14 protein-coding genes are annotated in these 15,453 nt (G+C 57.2%); 1 reads left to right on the top strand and 13 read right to left on the bottom strand.

Going from position 1 to position 15,453, the window contains the following annotated elements:
* Position 1: 1 nt before the first annotated feature.
* The 7 genes from KP004_RS16520 to KP004_RS16550 all read right to left on the bottom strand — a co-directional run bounded on the left by KP004_RS16520 (position 2) and on the right by KP004_RS16550 (position 7,947).
* Positions 2-928, bottom strand: a complete 927-nt coding sequence (locus KP004_RS16520) for a glycosyltransferase (RefSeq protein ID WP_216799526.1) — start codon at positions 926-928, stop codon at positions 2-4.
* A gap of 34 nt (positions 929-962) precedes the next feature.
* Positions 963-2,183, bottom strand: a complete 1,221-nt coding sequence (locus tag KP004_RS16525) for a glycosyltransferase family 4 protein (RefSeq protein WP_216799527.1) — start codon at positions 2,181-2,183, stop codon at positions 963-965.
* Positions 2,184-2,190: 7 nt separating this feature from the next.
* Positions 2,191-2,736 (bottom strand): acyltransferase, encoded by a 546-nt coding sequence (locus KP004_RS21515; protein ID WP_367620740.1) that lies wholly within the window; start codon positions 2,734-2,736, stop codon positions 2,191-2,193.
* Positions 2,737-2,831: 95 nt separating this feature from the next.
* Positions 2,832-4,403 carry a lipopolysaccharide biosynthesis protein gene (locus KP004_RS16535; RefSeq protein WP_216799528.1) on the bottom strand — a complete coding sequence of 524 codons (1,572 nt, stop codon included), beginning with the start codon at positions 4,401-4,403 and terminating at the stop codon, positions 2,832-2,834.
* 7 nt (positions 4,404-4,410) lie between these two features.
* Positions 4,411-6,216: an LIC12162 family transferase gene (locus KP004_RS16540; protein WP_216799529.1), complete on the bottom strand. Its 1,806-nt coding sequence runs from the start codon at positions 6,214-6,216 to the stop codon at positions 4,411-4,413.
* The gene (pseG, locus tag KP004_RS16545; protein WP_216799530.1) at positions 6,213-7,340 is read right to left on the bottom strand and encodes a UDP-2,4-diacetamido-2,4,6-trideoxy-beta-L-altropyranose hydrolase; all 1,128 of its coding nucleotides are present in this window, start codon (positions 7,338-7,340) and stop codon (positions 6,213-6,215) included. Before pseG ends, KP004_RS16540 begins: the two co-directional genes overlap by 4 nt.
* Position 7,341: 1 nt before the next feature.
* On the bottom strand, positions 7,342-7,947 hold the full coding sequence (locus KP004_RS16550; protein ID WP_216799531.1) for a winged helix-turn-helix transcriptional regulator: 606 nt from the start codon (positions 7,945-7,947) through the stop codon (positions 7,342-7,344).
* Between the two features lie 51 nt (positions 7,948-7,998).
* On the opposite strand from KP004_RS16550, the gene KP004_RS16555 reads away from it, so the two are divergent.
* Positions 7,999-8,304, top strand: a complete 306-nt coding sequence (locus tag KP004_RS16555) for a hypothetical protein (protein WP_216799532.1) — start codon at positions 7,999-8,001, stop codon at positions 8,302-8,304.
* A gap of 355 nt (positions 8,305-8,659) precedes the next feature.
* Here the strand turns inward: KP004_RS16555 and KP004_RS16560 are convergent, their stop codons facing one another.
* The 6 genes from KP004_RS16560 to resB form a co-directional block, all read right to left on the bottom strand.
* On the bottom strand, positions 8,660-9,841 hold the full coding sequence (locus KP004_RS16560) for a glycosyltransferase family 4 protein (protein ID WP_216799533.1): 1,182 nt from the start codon (positions 9,839-9,841) through the stop codon (positions 8,660-8,662).
* Positions 9,834-10,778: a glycosyltransferase family 2 protein gene (locus KP004_RS16565; protein ID WP_216799534.1), complete on the bottom strand. Its 945-nt coding sequence runs from the start codon at positions 10,776-10,778 to the stop codon at positions 9,834-9,836. The genes KP004_RS16560 and KP004_RS16565 overlap by 8 nt, the downstream gene beginning before the upstream one ends.
* Before the next feature lie 177 nt (positions 10,779-10,955).
* Entirely contained in the window at positions 10,956-11,999 is a 1,044-nt protein-coding gene (locus KP004_RS16570) for a glycosyltransferase family 2 protein (RefSeq protein ID WP_216799535.1), read from the bottom strand.
* 63 nt (positions 12,000-12,062) lie between these two features.
* Complete coding sequence (locus KP004_RS16575; protein ID WP_239026837.1) at positions 12,063-13,037, bottom strand: cytochrome c3 family protein; 975 nt, start codon at positions 13,035-13,037, stop codon at positions 12,063-12,065.
* Positions 13,038-13,088: 51 nt separating this feature from the next.
* Positions 13,089-13,937, bottom strand: coding sequence for a c-type cytochrome biogenesis protein CcsB (gene ccsB / locus KP004_RS16580; RefSeq protein WP_216799537.1), 849 nt, complete (start codon positions 13,935-13,937; stop codon positions 13,089-13,091).
* 68 nt (positions 13,938-14,005) lie between these two features.
* Positions 14,006-15,367: a cytochrome c biogenesis protein ResB gene (resB, locus tag KP004_RS16585; protein WP_216799538.1), complete on the bottom strand. Its 1,362-nt coding sequence runs from the start codon at positions 15,365-15,367 to the stop codon at positions 14,006-14,008.
* Between the last annotated feature and the right edge of the window lie 86 nt (positions 15,368-15,453).

Here is a 15,453-nt window from a genome sequence, read left to right on the forward strand (position 1 = left end):
TCTAGCCCCTGATCGCTTTCAGCAACAATTGAAGTAGCGCCGCGTACGTCTTCCACCAGAAGGGGCGCAACGCCAGAGCCTCGAGATAGTTGTTCAATGCACGCCTGAACTCACCAAGTTTGCAGTACTCCATACCGAGAATGAAACGGTTCTGCCCACGCCGGGTCTTGTACACCCTGCGCAGCAAGGACTCGGGATAGGCTTTCTCCTGCGACAACTGATCCAGGTGGTGATTTACGACATTGAACACGTTGCCGTGATGGTACTCGATACGCGAAGTGACACATCCCTCCACTCTGAGATATTCGCCCAGTACCTCTGAGAGATGACCAAAGCGTGCTCCAGCCTTAGCCAAACGGAGCCAGAACTCGTAGTCTTCGGCGCTATTGAATTCGGGGCTTTCGGAGAAGCCGCTTATTGATTGCGCCAGTTCCCGCCGCACCGAAGTCGCGGATGTCGACAACTGGTTCCCCACAAACAGCAGGTGCTCAAAAACGGGGTCCCGTAGGGGATGATAATGAAGAATCCTTTTAGTCCCATCCGAGGAGGTCTCAACCTCGTCGTGGTAAATCACGTCAAGGGTCCGATTTTGTAGCGCAAACTGGGCAATTTTTTCGAGCTTTGCAGGATACCACAGGTCATCAGCGTCAAGAAAGGCAATAAAGTCACCGGCAGCTCTAAACAAACCGTTGTTCCGTGCACCGCCGATCCCCTTGTTTTCCTGTCGAGCGTAACACACTGGAAAAGATGGATGCTTCTCGGCGTACCGTCTGACAACTTCGCCGGTATCATCTTTTGACCCATCGTCCGTGATTAAAACCTCAAACGCGGGGTAGCTTTGGTTTCTGACCGAATCCAAAGCTTTTTCTATGAAGGGCGCCGCATTATAGGCAGGAATAACAACGCTGAATTTAATGGAATTACTCACGGTCTCTTAGCTTCCTTACCTGTGAAGTACAAACTCACTCACTCTTTAGCAGCTCTGCGTACTCCCGAGCCATTCTCTGCGCTGTGAAGTGCTGCAGGTATCGGGAAAACCCCTTTTCGCCCTGCTCTTTACGCAACTTCTCGTCCCGCAGCAAGTTTATTACGTGTGCCGCATAGGAATCAACATCGTCGCGCTCGGTACAGAATCCCCCCTCACCGTCCACAACGACTTCCGGCAATCCCCCGACCTTGGTTGCCACCACCGGCACGCGACGTGCCATCGCTTCTACGCATGTCAGGCCGAAGGACTCGAATTCCTGCGATCCGACCAAAAGAACATCGCACTGCGCGAGAAGCTCCATTGCATCGTCTCTGAAGCCTAGCAAGTGCACCCTGCCAGCCAAGCCGAGACGATCCACCTCGCTCTGAACCACTGCGACTTCTTCTTTATTACCATATCCGCACATCAGAAAATGTGCCTGTGGAATTGCATCCATGACAACTCGGAACGCCTCCAGCAGGAAGGCGTGTCCTTTATGCGGATGATAAGCACCAAGCATAAGGCAGAGCGGAGCAGCTTTACTTAGGCCAAGGTCTCGGCGGATGTCAAACTCTCTCTCAGCCACGGCCTCTTGAAGGGGGCCTTCAATTCCGTTGTAGATGTAACTCACCTTGTCCATTGGGATTTTATCCCGGACAGACATCGATGCGGCAGCAGCCTGCGACACAGTGACAAACGCTTTTGTCTTTTTCACCAGTATGGCATCCACGGCATTTTCCTGGGCTCTCGTGTAGAGGCGTGAACTCGTGGCAAGACTGTGGAAGCTGTGGATGCTACATGGCTTGCCAGAGAACAATCCCCACGCAATACCGGCCGCGCGACAAGCGTCTCCTCCTGGGTAACCGCCATTTATTATCAACAAGCGTTCTCCCTGAAGCTGTGCGAACAGCTTACGCAGAAGAATCACCTCATGAGCCAGAAACAGGTAACGCAGCAGCGGAGACGCAGCGAGCCGTACAGCATTCACTACTCGATTTTTCCTCGTGTAGTGAGCCCAACCGGCGTACGTAGTGAAGTCATAGGCGACGAAGCTGCAGGGTCTTCTGAGTCTATCCCCGACTGCGTCGGCCCCAGGATATTCCCTATTCGAAACTAAGACGAACTCATCATCATCAGGCCAGGCATTGATAAGGGTCGCAGTGAAGGTGTCGAGCCCCCCGCGATAGTAATTTTCGGTAAAAAGGATGATCTTCATTGTCACATCACTGAACAGGGGGAGTGTTTCTAATCTTTCGTGCAGGGACACCACCCCACAACTCGCCGCCGGGTACTTTTTTTGTGACGACGGCTCCCGCAGCTATTACGGAACAATCACCAATCTCTGTGCCGGGGGTAAGTACCGCTCGTGCTCCAATCCAGACTCCCGCCCCGATTGATACAGGAAGAGCCTGGTCTCCAGTTTCGGTATGGTTCACGTTCTCAAAACAGCAAAAGGGGCCTACCTGGCAGCGGTCACCTATAACAACTGGTGCCGCACCCTCGATGCGACACCCGATATTCATGAATACACCTCTACCTATTCGCAAATGACTAAGGTCGGAACACCAAAGCGGGGAACGTACGTACGCGTCCATGATGGATATACTAGCCCCTCCCCATTTCAAGAAGATGTTTCGCAGGGGGGACAGAGTATAAAAGTCTGGGATTAGGTTGAAGAAGTAGAGGAAAAATCGAGCCCGGAGGAATCGATAATCAACAGCCACCTTAGTCACAACATGAAAGTGGAAAAACTTCCTAAGTTTATTCATACCTGTCACCAGCCCTGTTGAATCTACTTATTTTCAGCAATTCATTCAGCACACGATCACTTCTGGACGCCCCTCATGGCGAGACCAACTGAAACCTAAGCCTTAAACAAGGCCGACAGCTTAAAGGCACTTATCTCGTGACGCGACAATCCGGCTATCCGCGGCACCAGGAATATTATGCCAAGCAGCGCGGTGCAGTAGACGAGGCCCGAACCGACGAAGGCAACGCCATTCGCAAAGATGTCGTCGGCCCGATCGGCAAAGAAGCTGCTCGCAACAGCCTCAGAAATAAGTGATGTCGCTTTAGCAGTTAGGTACACCGCAGGGATCATGCTGAGTTGATACGCAAGCCACTTGGCGTAGGAGATGCCGAGGTAACGGGTATTGCAGAAAAGTTGCATATTGGTGGCAAAAAACTGCACCAAAAGCATCTTCAACGCCAAGCCACTTGCCCCCATGGCTAACCCGGGCACGGCAAAATTCGAGGGAGCCAACAAAAAGTAGGTGATGGGTACGCTACCGATCAACATGAACAGGCCGATACGTGAATACAGTCGCGTCTGCCCAGTCGCCATCAGCAATGCACCGCTTAGTTGCCCGAACGTCTGATGTATCGGGTACAGGGCCATGATTGCAATCGGCATCGCCGCCCCTCTGAACTTGTCGCCCCCTATTAACTTGATGATAGTCTCGCTCTCGGCAGAAAGGAAACAGCTGATCACAGCGGCAATGAAGAGGAAAAGCTTGATTCTGTCAAAGAGTCGGACCAGCCTCTCTGTGTTTTTCTCTTCGTGCGCAAACGCAAACTCGCGGGTCAACAGGGGCGTCATGGCATTGGTAAAGACGAAGGCTATAGCTCCAAGCCGGTCTGAAATCCCGAAATACCCTTGCTGCACAGAACCACCGATCAACTGTAGAAACCAGCGGTCGAAGTAGAGAAAGAGAAATCCACCAGCCATGAGAATAGTGAGCGGCTTCGCGTAGTGCCATGCGAAAGACCAGTAATCCCGTATATCACTCCGGTTGAATGTCCAAACCGCAAGAGCGCGCCCGTCACAGGCGTTCTGCTTTCTGAGCCAGAAGGCCGAAAGCAGAACGCTCAGCGCCATGACCGCAATCTGCCCCAAAAAATAACTATGCAGGTTCATCACGCCCACGAGGACCAGCCCCAGCAGGATCGCAGCCTTCAACACGTTTTGCAAAAGCCTGATCCGCTCCAACCCGACCGTTAGTGACATTCCATCGGCCAGAAAAACCAGCAACTGGTAGAGAAAGACGATTACGGTGAACAGGAAGGCTTCCCACAGGTAAGGAGCATCAACCCCCGGCCAGAGCAGCGAGTGGGTCCCGGTGAGAACGGTCGTCGCTATGAAGAGCGCAAAGACTACTGCGGCAATTACCGAAAAATACAGTGTTACGCCTGAGGCGACGTCTGTCTCTTCTTTATGCCCCTTGCGCGACACCCAGTTGAAAAAGGCCACTGGCACTTGGAGCGTTACGGTGTCGAGGATCAGTTTGAAGTTGTTCGTAATGAACTCAAACTTGCCGAAGTTTTCGGGCCCAAGAGCACGTGGGATAAAGGCCATGGTAATCAGGCCGAGCAGTACGCCTGTGATATTACTGAATAGCTTGAATTTAAACCTGCTTTTTAGGGAATGCTCACTCACACTATTCCTATCTAGCCTTTAACCCTGCATTGAAGATTGAGAGAAATTCCCGACTCCACAAGGAGACCGAGTCATGGGACGTCCGGCCAAACACGTTGCAGAACTCCTGTCGTGCCCGCTGTCTTTCAGGCTGGTTCCACCAGATTTCCACATCGGCGTAGACTTCGTTCACAACTTGGGCCGCCTGCTGCGGTGTATCATGCAGGATGCCGGCTTTCCGTAACAGGTCCAAATTGCGCTGCGCTTCGCCTCGGACCGAATACCTCTCACGGTTGAAAAACATAACTGTGGGCTTGTTGGCGGAAAGCGCCTCTATGTAAGTTGTTGAAACATGGTCGGCAATGAAAAGACGGCACGCAGCCAGGCTGTCAGAGAAGTTGGCACTGGCGCCCTCCTCTTCCAGGTACACCTCCGGAAAAGCTGCCCTCCAGCGGTGTTTGAGGTCCCAGCCAAGGTCTTCCGCCAATAGCCTGACTGAAAGGTCCTTACGGCGTCCCTCATCGAGGGTGGCGCAGAACAGTTGCTGCCATGCCAAATAGTCGTCGAAGTACTCTGGCAAAAACGGGAACTGGACGAGGTATCTAAAGCTTGCCGTCGAGGCGAGCAAGATCCTTTTTTTGCTATTGTCAGCGCCAATCGTCCTGCGCCCGGTCAGCTTCGCGGCAGGAAAGGGGGTCACGACAGGGTGGCCATCGTCGTGCCAGCCCCATGAATAGTACCGATCGCAGATAGCTGCTTCGTGCTCCTGAGGTTTCAGACACTTCGCGACACCATAGTTGCCGCCATGCTGTGATCCCAGCAGCAAAGCTCCCTTTTCCGCACTGGCGCCCGCCCAGACCTTGAAGGCCTCATCGTAGAAGTAGGCATTAGAGGAAAAGACCGCCGTGGGATTTAACGGATATTGCGAAGCCTCGTCAGCCAATTCTCTGAATCCCTCAAGGAAACAGCGCGGAAGGTCGAGCGGAACCACCTGTTGCAGAAAAGCCCTGAAATCGTCACCGGCCGGGAGGTACGACGCCAAGCGTCCGCGCAGGGTGCTGTCAGTAGGCCCGACGGCCCCTCTGACCGGCTTTCTGCCGACCGGCCGGAACTTGCCGCGCGTTCTCAAAAACAGCTGCAGTTCAACGTCTGGAGAGAAGTAGGAACTCTTGTACAGGATCCCCGGCCTGTCCTTGATTGCGGTGCATGCCTTCTTAACCGCAAAGTTGGCTGCTTTCAATAGGAAGAGACGCGTTGTCAGTTTCTCTTTTGAGGTCTGCTTGGCTGCCTGTGGTAACTCTGGGGCCTCCACCGTAGGGAAGTCATGGCCCAAAAAGGTGAAGACCCGGCTGTAAAGCTGCAGGTTGAACAGATCCGTCTTGCAGAGGTCTACAGCCTCCATGGTGTCACGCGGTACTACAAAGGACTGTTCAGAAAGTGCAACTGTGGTCAGGTCCGGGTGTTGCGCGAAAACGTCCTTGATGCGCACGAACCGGTCCAGGTTGGTGTGCACGTAGTAGAAGAGCCATGGTCCGATCACGATGCGCCAAAAGCGCAGCGAGTGAGACGTGCCGTGGATCTCGTTCAAAGCCTCTGTCAAAGCAGTCAACAGCTCTTCACAGATCTCGGAGGCGCAGGCGTAGTAATGCTCGACCGCAGCCAGCGTCTGGTAGGGACTTTGCGCAACGGTAGCGTCAAGAGTTTGCCAGTATTCTTTCCTGCTGAAGAGCCGGCACCATTCGCCCAGAAAGACAATCCGCTTCTCCGTATCCCAGAAAGCTTCCTGCGCAGTCGTTGCAAGAAAGAATGGCTCGGTAGTCGATGCTATAGTCATTTCGCCGAGGTACCCGCACCCTTCAAAGACGTGTCACAAAGGATCTGTGCCAGAAGAGCAGCTCCCGTCGAGGCTGCCCCCCCCATAAGAGCGAAGCCGCATGCCGTCATCTCCAGCAATGCCTTCGGATCACTCAGCACCCGTCTTATGATTCCCGCCAAACCAGTTGAATCGACGTCCTCGTACCATCCCACATTGAGCGTCGCTCCCTGCACGCCGACGGCAGTGGTGGTCGCGGCCTGATTGTCGGCGACGATGAGGGTGATTGAAGGGAGACCAAGGAAGCAGCGCTCCCAAGTGGTGCTGCCGCCGGCGCCGATGGCGAGATCGGCTGCGGCCATCATTTGGGCCATGTTGTTCACGTTGCAATGGAACGAGACGTTAGGGAGTCCGGCACATAACTGCCGCAACTGCTCCCGGTGCGGATTGGCCCCACCGACGACGACATCAACCGATATGTCGTCGCGCCCCACCGTGCGCCACGCCTCCAGGGCCTTGGCTGTCTCATTGCTGGCATCCCCGCCGCCAAAGGTGATCAGGATGCGCTTGACGGAACCGTCTCGCTCCCGCAAAGAGCGGCGCGCCTGTACGAATTCATCACGAAGCAGGGCGTAGCGAGGTCCGAGAAACTTCGTGCAATGCTCCGGCACCAGCCCGTCGTAACGCGACTCCATGTTCTCATAGAGATTCTGGTCCAGCAGGAGGTCGCAGTCGTGGCGGCGGTTGGCAACATCGTCGATCACCATGATTTTGCCGACCAGCGAACGCAAGGGCGTTTCCCATGATTCATCCACGCCGTAATGGTCAATGACCAGCCAGTCGACGTCCTGCTCCTGCCGCAGAATCTCGGCGGTCCGGGCGATGTCCGCCGGTACATCCAAGGCAAAGGGCACGTCAGGGGTAGGAATCTTCTCAACTGGAATGCGGAACACGGGGTAGCCGGCGGCCTCGACATTAGCGGAGATGTTCCCGGGGAGATCACGGCTGATAAAAGAGACCGCACAGCCGCGCTCGCGCAATGCGGCCGCCAAGGTGAGGCAGCGCATGACGTGACCGGCACCGAGGTCCACTGAGGAATCGGCTCTGAAGACGACCTTTAAGCTTTTGCTCGATACGCCGGACATGTCAGCTCCGCCCCGCCTGGTGGATCCGTTCGGGGGTCACGCCCATGCGCAGCAATTCCTCGCGCAGAGCATCGCCTCGCTTCATCGAGGTAATAACTATATTGTGGTTGCCGGACAACAGACCGATCGCCGGGGTTACCACCGACTTGTCAAAGAACTTCCGTCCGGCCGCCTCGGCGTCCATCGCCACCGTCAGCTCCATTCCGGCTTCCTTCAACGAGAGGTAAGCGATCTCGGCGACTTCGTCGATGCCGCAGAAGGCTACCTGCTTGACCCCGTGCGCCGACATGGACTTGAACAGCTTCAGGTAATCCTGACGGGCAACCGTGTAGAGGCCGGAGAAGTAGCTCAGGTGCTGGTAGGCAAGGCGGCTTTTTTCGGCGAAACCTTTGGGGGTGAGGAGGTAGGCGTAACGGTTCTTGGGGAAGTTGTTGACCCGGACGAACCCTTTGGCTACCAAGTTCTTCAGGTAGGAGTTGACCAGTCCCAAGGCGATACCGAGGCGTTTCGCCAGCTCGCGTTGCGAGAGCTGCTGGTCACCGGAGATCTCCGAGAGGAGGAGAAAAGAGCGATAAGTATCTAAAACCTTTTCGTCGTCACCGTTCATGAGCTGAACAGTAGTACAAACGCTGGACCTTTTCAACAAAAAAAGAAAACCATGAACAAGCGGTTACGCAGAGAACGCCAGGCATCCGCGATGAACGCAAAGGAAATCCTTTTTATGGGAAGGCAAAAAGCCTTTACCACCGGCATCAAGGTTTTCTTCACGTTCTTCGCGCGTCCTCCGCGTGCTTTGCGTAACTGCTTTGGATCTGATTTGAAGCTGAAAGCGGTTGCGCAAAGAACTCAAGGTATTCGCGATGAACGCAAAGGAGACCCTGATTCGAGGGGGAGGCAAAAAGCCTTTACCCGCTTGCATGGTTTTCTACCCGTTCTTTGCGCATACTCCGTGTGCTTTGCGTAACTGCTTTTGACTTAAATGGTTTTACGGCTTGTAACGCTTACATGAGGCTATGTAACGGTTACATGGGCTCCTGCAATCGTTACATGGGGCAATATTGTCACATTTGGCCCGAATGCGGCGCCTTCATGAGGGAATGCAACCGCTACAACGAGAAATGCAGCGGTAAAAATCAGAAAAAACGCGTGAAAGGGGCCTATGCGGTCATCGCAAGGGGACATGCAGCCGCTGAAGGAGGCAATGTAACCGTTACAAGGTCCCATGTAACCATTACAAAGGACCATGTAATCATTACATGGGAAATTTCTGCGTTACATCCGGAAATGTTTTCTCAGATGTTCTCAGATTTTCTCCGTGGCTAACGGTTTTGGGTTTTCAGGTTTTGGTAGATGCCGGCGAGGTCTTTGCCGCGGGCTTGCCAGGAATGCAGCTTGACTGCGCGCTCGCGCCCTTCGGCTCCGAGATCTTCACGAAGTTCGCGGTCGCCTGCCAGCCGGCCGATGGCTCCGGCCAGGTCTGCGGCATCGCCGAACTTGGCGTACAGCGCGGCGTCTCCGAGAATCTCACGGTTGACGGGGGTGTCGAATACGACGGTGGGAAGGCCGCAGGCGATGTAGTTGAAAAGCTTGCCGTTGGCTTCGGTGAGGGAAACTTTGGGGGAGACGGCAAGATCGCCGGCACTCAGGTACAGCGGCGCCTCATCGTACGGGATCCTGCCGGTGAAGGTGATGATGTCGGCGATCCCCATCGCCTCGGCCTTCTCGCGATAGGCCGCGTCTGGGAATCCCATGATTAGATAGTGGATCTTCGCCCCCTGCCCCTTCAGATAGGCAGCCGCTTCCAAAAGGAGATCCACTCCCTGGTAGCTATTCATCAGCCCGAGGTACGCGACGACAGGACGCTTCTCGGGAAGTCCCAGCCGCGCACGGATCTCCGCTTTGGGCTGCGGTGCGAAGACGTCGGTGTCGACGCCGTCGATCAGAGCCCGTACCCGGTCCTTCGGCACGCCATCCTTCAGCAGCAGATCGACGGTGGGACTGGCGCTGGTGACGATGAAGTCGGAGCTGCGGTTGATCCAGCGCTCGAGGGTGGCGAAGAAGCGCTGCAAAAGGGAGCCGGGCTTGACGAAGCCGTGGTCGGTAATCTCGGCGGTGAGACTCCCCTGGCAGTCGAACAGCATGGGGACACGGATCAGCATCTTGAGGAACGCACCGAAGAAGGCACCTTCGTGGAGATGAGCGTGAATGACGTGCGGCTTGAACTCCCGCGCGACCTGGAAGGCCTTGAAGAGGAGTTGAACGTCGAGGAAGGGCTTCACCCAGGAAGGGCCGGCCTCCAGCTTTTTGTACCAGGAGAACCCGGCGATCCTATCGGTACGGACGCCGGGGACGTCGCGCCCGATGTGGTAGGTGACCAGGCGCACATCCGCCCCGCAGGCAATGGCCGCCCGCGCTTCCTCAAGGATGCGGACGTGGCAGCCGCGGTCCGCGAAGAACGGGGTCGGCGCCAGCACCAGTACGCGCAGCGTAGTGTCAGGCAAAGTTGATCTTTTCCTTGATGTTGTAGATCGGTTTGCCCTGCGCCTCGTAGTAGGTGCGGGCGCTCAGTTCCGCCAGAAGTCCCAGTACGATGAACTGGACCCCCATGAAGAGCAGGAACGCGGTCAGGATCAACAGCGGGTTGCGGTTCATGCTGGTGTTCTCGAAGAACTTCATATAGACCGTGACGGCACCGCTCAGGAACCCTGCACACAGGGTGTAGATCCCCCAGCGGCCGAAGAGCTGGATGGGCTTGGTCGAGTAGCTCAACAGGAACTTCACCGTCATCAGATCGAGGATCACCTTCATGGTGCGGGAGATGCCGTATTTGCTCTTGCCGTGCAGCCTTTCGTGGTGGCGAACCGGCATCTCGGTGACCCGGGCGCCGACCTGGTGCGCGAGCGCCGGGACGAAGCGGTGCATCTCGCCGTACAGGTTAACATCGTCAAGCACCTCGCGCCGGTAGGCCTTCAGGGTGCAGCCGTAGTCGTGCAGATGCACGCCGGTCATCTTCGAGATAATCGAGTTGGCCAGGATGGAGGGGAGCTTGCGGTTTACGAAGGTGTCCTTGCGGTCCTTGCGCCAGCCGGACACGACGTCGTATCCCTCGTCGATGCGCTGCAAAAGCAGGGGAATGTCGAGCGGATCGTTCTGCAGGTCGCCGTCCATGGGAACCACTACCCTGCCCGACGCGGAATCGAAGCCGGCGGCCATCGCTGCCGTCTGACCGAAGTTGCGGCGCAGGCGAATGACCTTGACCCGGTCATCCTTCGACGACAGGCGTTTCAAAGCCGGATACGAGTTGTCGGAAGAACCGTCATCAACCAGGATCAGTTCGTATTCCAGCCCGGTGTCGATCAGCGCGTCGCTGATCCGCTCGTGCAGGATCGGGATGTTGTCTTCCTCGTTGTATATCGGAACTACTATGCTCAGATCCACTTTCGTCTCCCTAAAAACCGAGAACATGTTCTACGTTCTATGTTCTACGTTAATTGCATTGCATGGTCTTCGCAGCTGCCAACAACCGTTCAACGTTCAATGTTCAACGTTCGACACGGCCAGCCGTCTTCGCTTCAATTGCTCCGCGACAGCTAGATCAGTAACCCGTTATTTAGGTCACACGCCGCCGGGATGCCTCCCCAAAATCGGAGGATTGCCGTTAACGTTGAACGTTGAACGTTGAACGGCATCACCGCCAGGTTGGACGGCTTCACCAAAAGGTTTGACGCGGCTCACTTCGACATCCCAGTGGGTCTGCTTGCCGCCGCGGTACCGGGGACGGAGCAGACCGCGAATGACACCGGCCCCGTAAACCAGATGCAGCGTCGGGTACACCAACAAAAGGCGGGGAAAAAGGGCTGCATCCTTCCCGGTCAGGCTTCCCTGCAACGACGCCAGCAACACGATGAGGGCGTACGCCAAAAGCGGCAGGTTAAGCAGCGGGACTCCCAGCAAAGGCACCACCAACGCGTACAGCAGGAAAAGCGACGGCGCAAGCGTGATCGGCTTCAAGGTCCCTGCGATCAGGGTCTGCTCGCCGCGGCCGCGCCCGTAGCCGTACATCTGCCGGAGGTAGGCGCGGTAGGTACGACGCTGGCTGCGCTGGACCGCGAGCTCGGGGTCGTGCACCAACTGGTGCCCCTCCCGCTGCAGCCGGTCCATCAGCTCGTTTTCCTCGTTGGGATAAAGGCGCTCGTCCAGCCCCTCGTGCGCCAGGAAGATCTCGCGCCGAAAGCTCAGGTTGCACAGGATCAGTTCGTTGTCGCTGCTGTAACGGGCCGAACCGACCTTCCTATAGCGATTGCGGACGCCGCCGCCGCCGACTGCGGAGGCAAAGGCGATGCCGATGGCCCGCTGCAGGGGGGAATCGGTGGCCGGGGTAAGCGAGGGGCCACCGACCGCGGCCACATTCTCTTCCTGGTAGTGCCCTGCCGCGCGGTCGAGAAACTCGGGCGCCACGCCGGAATCGTCATCCAGGAAATAGAGGATCTCACCACGGGCCTCGCGCGCCGCCGTGTTCCGCTGCACGCTCGGCTGGCAACCGTAGGCAACCAGCACCTCGAAGAGGTCGTCGGGATAGGTCGCCTTGGCAAGCCCCGCGAGCGCGCGCACCTCCCCGCCCGGCTTCACCGGGATTATGATCGAAAACTTCGGCAGCATCAGTGGACCTGTACGCAGGCGGGAAAGGGAGCGTGACCTGGGTGGGGAGACGTCGGAGGTTGGCTACTGCTGTTCAATGGCTTTCACCCGGTCGTAGCGCAAGGTCCTGTGGCAACCGACGGAACAGCCGCCGCCGGTGGGGGTGGCTTCGAAACGGATCGGGATGTCCCACGTTCCGAATCCTTCCGCCTTGGGATAGATCAGGCGCTCCTGCTGCTCGGCATGCGGATTGTGGCACACCCTGCAGGAACGGGCCTTGGTCTTGTTGACGTGAACCGCATGCAGGTTGCGCTCGCCGTTTCTGAACTTGGTGAACCGGTCGGTGGTTTCCGCAGCGACGAGCTTGGGGTCGTGACAGCGGAAGCAGATCGGGAAGGCGTCGTAGCTGAAAGGCTTGTACAGGACCGTGGGATAATCGTCCTTGAGCAGCTTACGGTAAGGGCCGCCGTGGATCTGATGGCAGTTGACGCAGTCGCCGTTACGCACCGGCTGGTGTACGGACTTGCCCATGGCGATCTTGCGGTCGTGACACATGAAGCAAAGCTCGCTGCCGGGCTTTCTGAGCAGGGACTTGCTCTCGGACTGGTGCGCGTCGTGGCAGGCAAGGCAATCGCCGTCGGCTACCGGCTTGTGGGTAAAGGCGCCGGTGAAATGATTCTGGGGATGGCAGCGGAAGCAAAGCGCGGGGGAAGGATCCTTCAGAAGCGACTTCACCTCGGCGCTATGGGCCATGTGGCAGTTGGTGCACTGGCCGAGGCCGACCGGTTTGTGCAGCACCGGTTTCTGGACCAGGTGGCCGTGACAGGTGGCGCAGAGTTTTTCCTTTTTGACCTTGAACCCCATGCTGTCCTTGTCCAGGGGGTGGTTGTCGTTGAACTGCTGGTGGCAGTCCAGACAGCGGCCGGAGGCAACCGGCTTATGCGGCACACTCCCCCGGATCAGATCCTTGTGGCAGATGCTGCACTTGAACGGCTCCGCGAGGGCGTCACCCGGAGTGAGGGTGACGCCGACGCAGAGCAGGTACAGTGCTGTTGCCAAAAGATATGCCGCGAGGGAGTGTCGCATCGATCGGTTTACCTTATGAGGGAACTACTTCCCGTAGCTGTGCAGGCCGGAAAGGAAGAGGTTGACCCCCAGGTAGCAGAAGATGGTGGCGGCGAAGCCGATCACGGAAAGGATGGCGGCCCTGCGCCCGACCCAGCCGCGGGTGATGCGGGCATGGAGGAACGCGGCGTACACGAACCATACGATCAGCGACCAGGTCTCCTTCGGGTCCCAGCTCCAGTAGGTACCCCAGGCGTAGTTGGCCCAGGCGGCGCCTGTGATGATGCCGAGGGAGAGCAGCGGGAAGCCGATCATGATCGCCTTGTAGTTCAGGTCGTCCAGGATCTTGATGGACGGGAACATGGAGAGCAGGCCGCCGGCCTGGACGTTGCCGCCACCTTTTTCAATGGATTCACGGATCAGGTACATGATCGAGATGCCACAGGCGACCGCGAAGGCGGCGTAGCCAAGGAAGCAGGTGATGACGTGGTACATGAGCCAGTTACTCTGCAGCGCCGGGACCAGCGGCTCGATGCCGCTGTCCAGGCCGAGCTGCGCCCAGGCCATGCCGAACAGCGCGAACGGGATGACGAAGAAGCCGATGGCGCGGTACCTGTACTTGAAGTCGATGATGAGGAAGATGAGAACGATGGTCCAGGAGAAGAAGACCACGGACTCGAACAGGTTGGACAGCGGCGCGTGGCCGTGCCCCTGTTCGTAGGACTCCTTCCAGCGCAGCCCGATGGCGGCGGTCTGAACCAGGAATCCGAAAAGAGCGGCATAGGTACCGGCAAGCCCCACAGCCTTGGCGCGCGAGGCGAGGAACGCAAAGAATATGCAGGTGGAGACCATGTAGATAACCATGGTCACGTTGAAAAGCATAGAACTGGACATATCGATATTACCCTCCGGACGTTCAGTTAGAGCGGCATGGGGCAAGCCCCGTTATGGTTTTTATCCTGTTAAGCCTTGCCGACTTTCTCGACCAGGTCATCGAAACAGATCTCAAAGCCTGCCGGGTTCTTGCTGGCGGAACCGCCCAGGGTGACCCCGGAATCGGTAACGCGTGCCCACACCCGCTTGTGGGACATGAAGAACGCCATGCAGATACCCACCACCATCAGGAAGCAACCGAACCACACCACCCAGACGCCCGGGTCGTGCGCCACCTGCAGGCCGGTGTAGAACTTCTGGTCCATACCGTCGAAGGTGATCAGCAGGTCGCCGCCGTGCTGCGCGTTGAAGGACTCGTACTTGTCGGAGAGGATCACGAACGGCTGCGGGTTGCCGCCGGCCGGGGTGAACTCAACCTGTGCACCCGGACCGTCGAAGCCCCTCATGAAGGGACGTACATCCATGGTCGCTTCCATCACGGAGAGGAAGGCCCCGCCGGGAAGTGCGATGCGCTCGCCCTGACGGGCGTTCAGCTTGACCGGCGCGCCCCCCTTGCGATCACGCACGGTGAGGTGGTAGAGCGAACCCTCGTCGGACTGCCCGAAGCTGGACTGGTAGAAGGTGATCCCCTTGTAGGTAAGCGGATCGTTGACGATGATCGGGCGGCTCTGGAAGCCCGGCACCGGTTTGCCGTTCTCCATGACGGTCAGGATGCTCTTGAATTCTTTCGGCGCGCCGGTGTCGTAATAGGAAACGGTGAACTTCTCGCAGCGGACCTCGAAGCCCAGCGGGATCATCTTGCCGCTCTGGGTCTGCACCTGGGAAACGGCGCCACCCTCGGGGATGTTGGTGTAGGCCTTGTAACCGGCAAAGGAGCCGATCAGGGCCCCGATGAAGATGACGATGATGGAGAGGTGCACCACGTAGACGCCGAGGCGGCACCAGGGGCTCTTCTGCGCGAAGAGGTGGTACTCGCCGTCCTTCTCGGTGACGACCGGTGCGGCGAACTCGCTGCGCAGGAATGCCTCCATGCGCGACTTGAGCTCATCCTTGGAACCCTTGAGCTTCAGGTCCTTGACGTTGGGCAGCGACTTCTCGAAGTTGTCGTCCATGACCAGGACCGGCTCGGAAACGACCTTCCAGACGCGCGGCAGCCTCTTGATGGAGCAGCAGATCAGGTTGAGGGTGAGCAGGTACAGCAGGAGGATGAACCACCAGGAGTGGTACATATCGAAGAAGCCCAGGGCACTGTACAGGCGGATCTTCGTCTCAGAGAGAGTCGCCAGGTATTCACGCTGCGGCCCCTGCTGGATGACGGTGCCGATGATCGATACCAGCGCGAGCCCGATCAGCAGGAAAATGGAAAGTTTCAAGGAACAGAAGAAATCCCAAACCTCTTGTGCAAATCCTCGTTTGTTCGTCGTTGTCAAGGCCGTCTCCCGGTAAGGTTATGTACAGCTGTCGTAGCAGGTTTGCCATTATAGACAAATTGTCAATAAGCGCAAAACAAAAATTA

The sequence above is a fragment of the Geomonas oryzisoli genome (assembly GCF_018986915.1).
Classification (GTDB): domain Bacteria; phylum Desulfobacterota; class Desulfuromonadia; order Geobacterales; family Geobacteraceae; genus Geomonas; species Geomonas oryzisoli.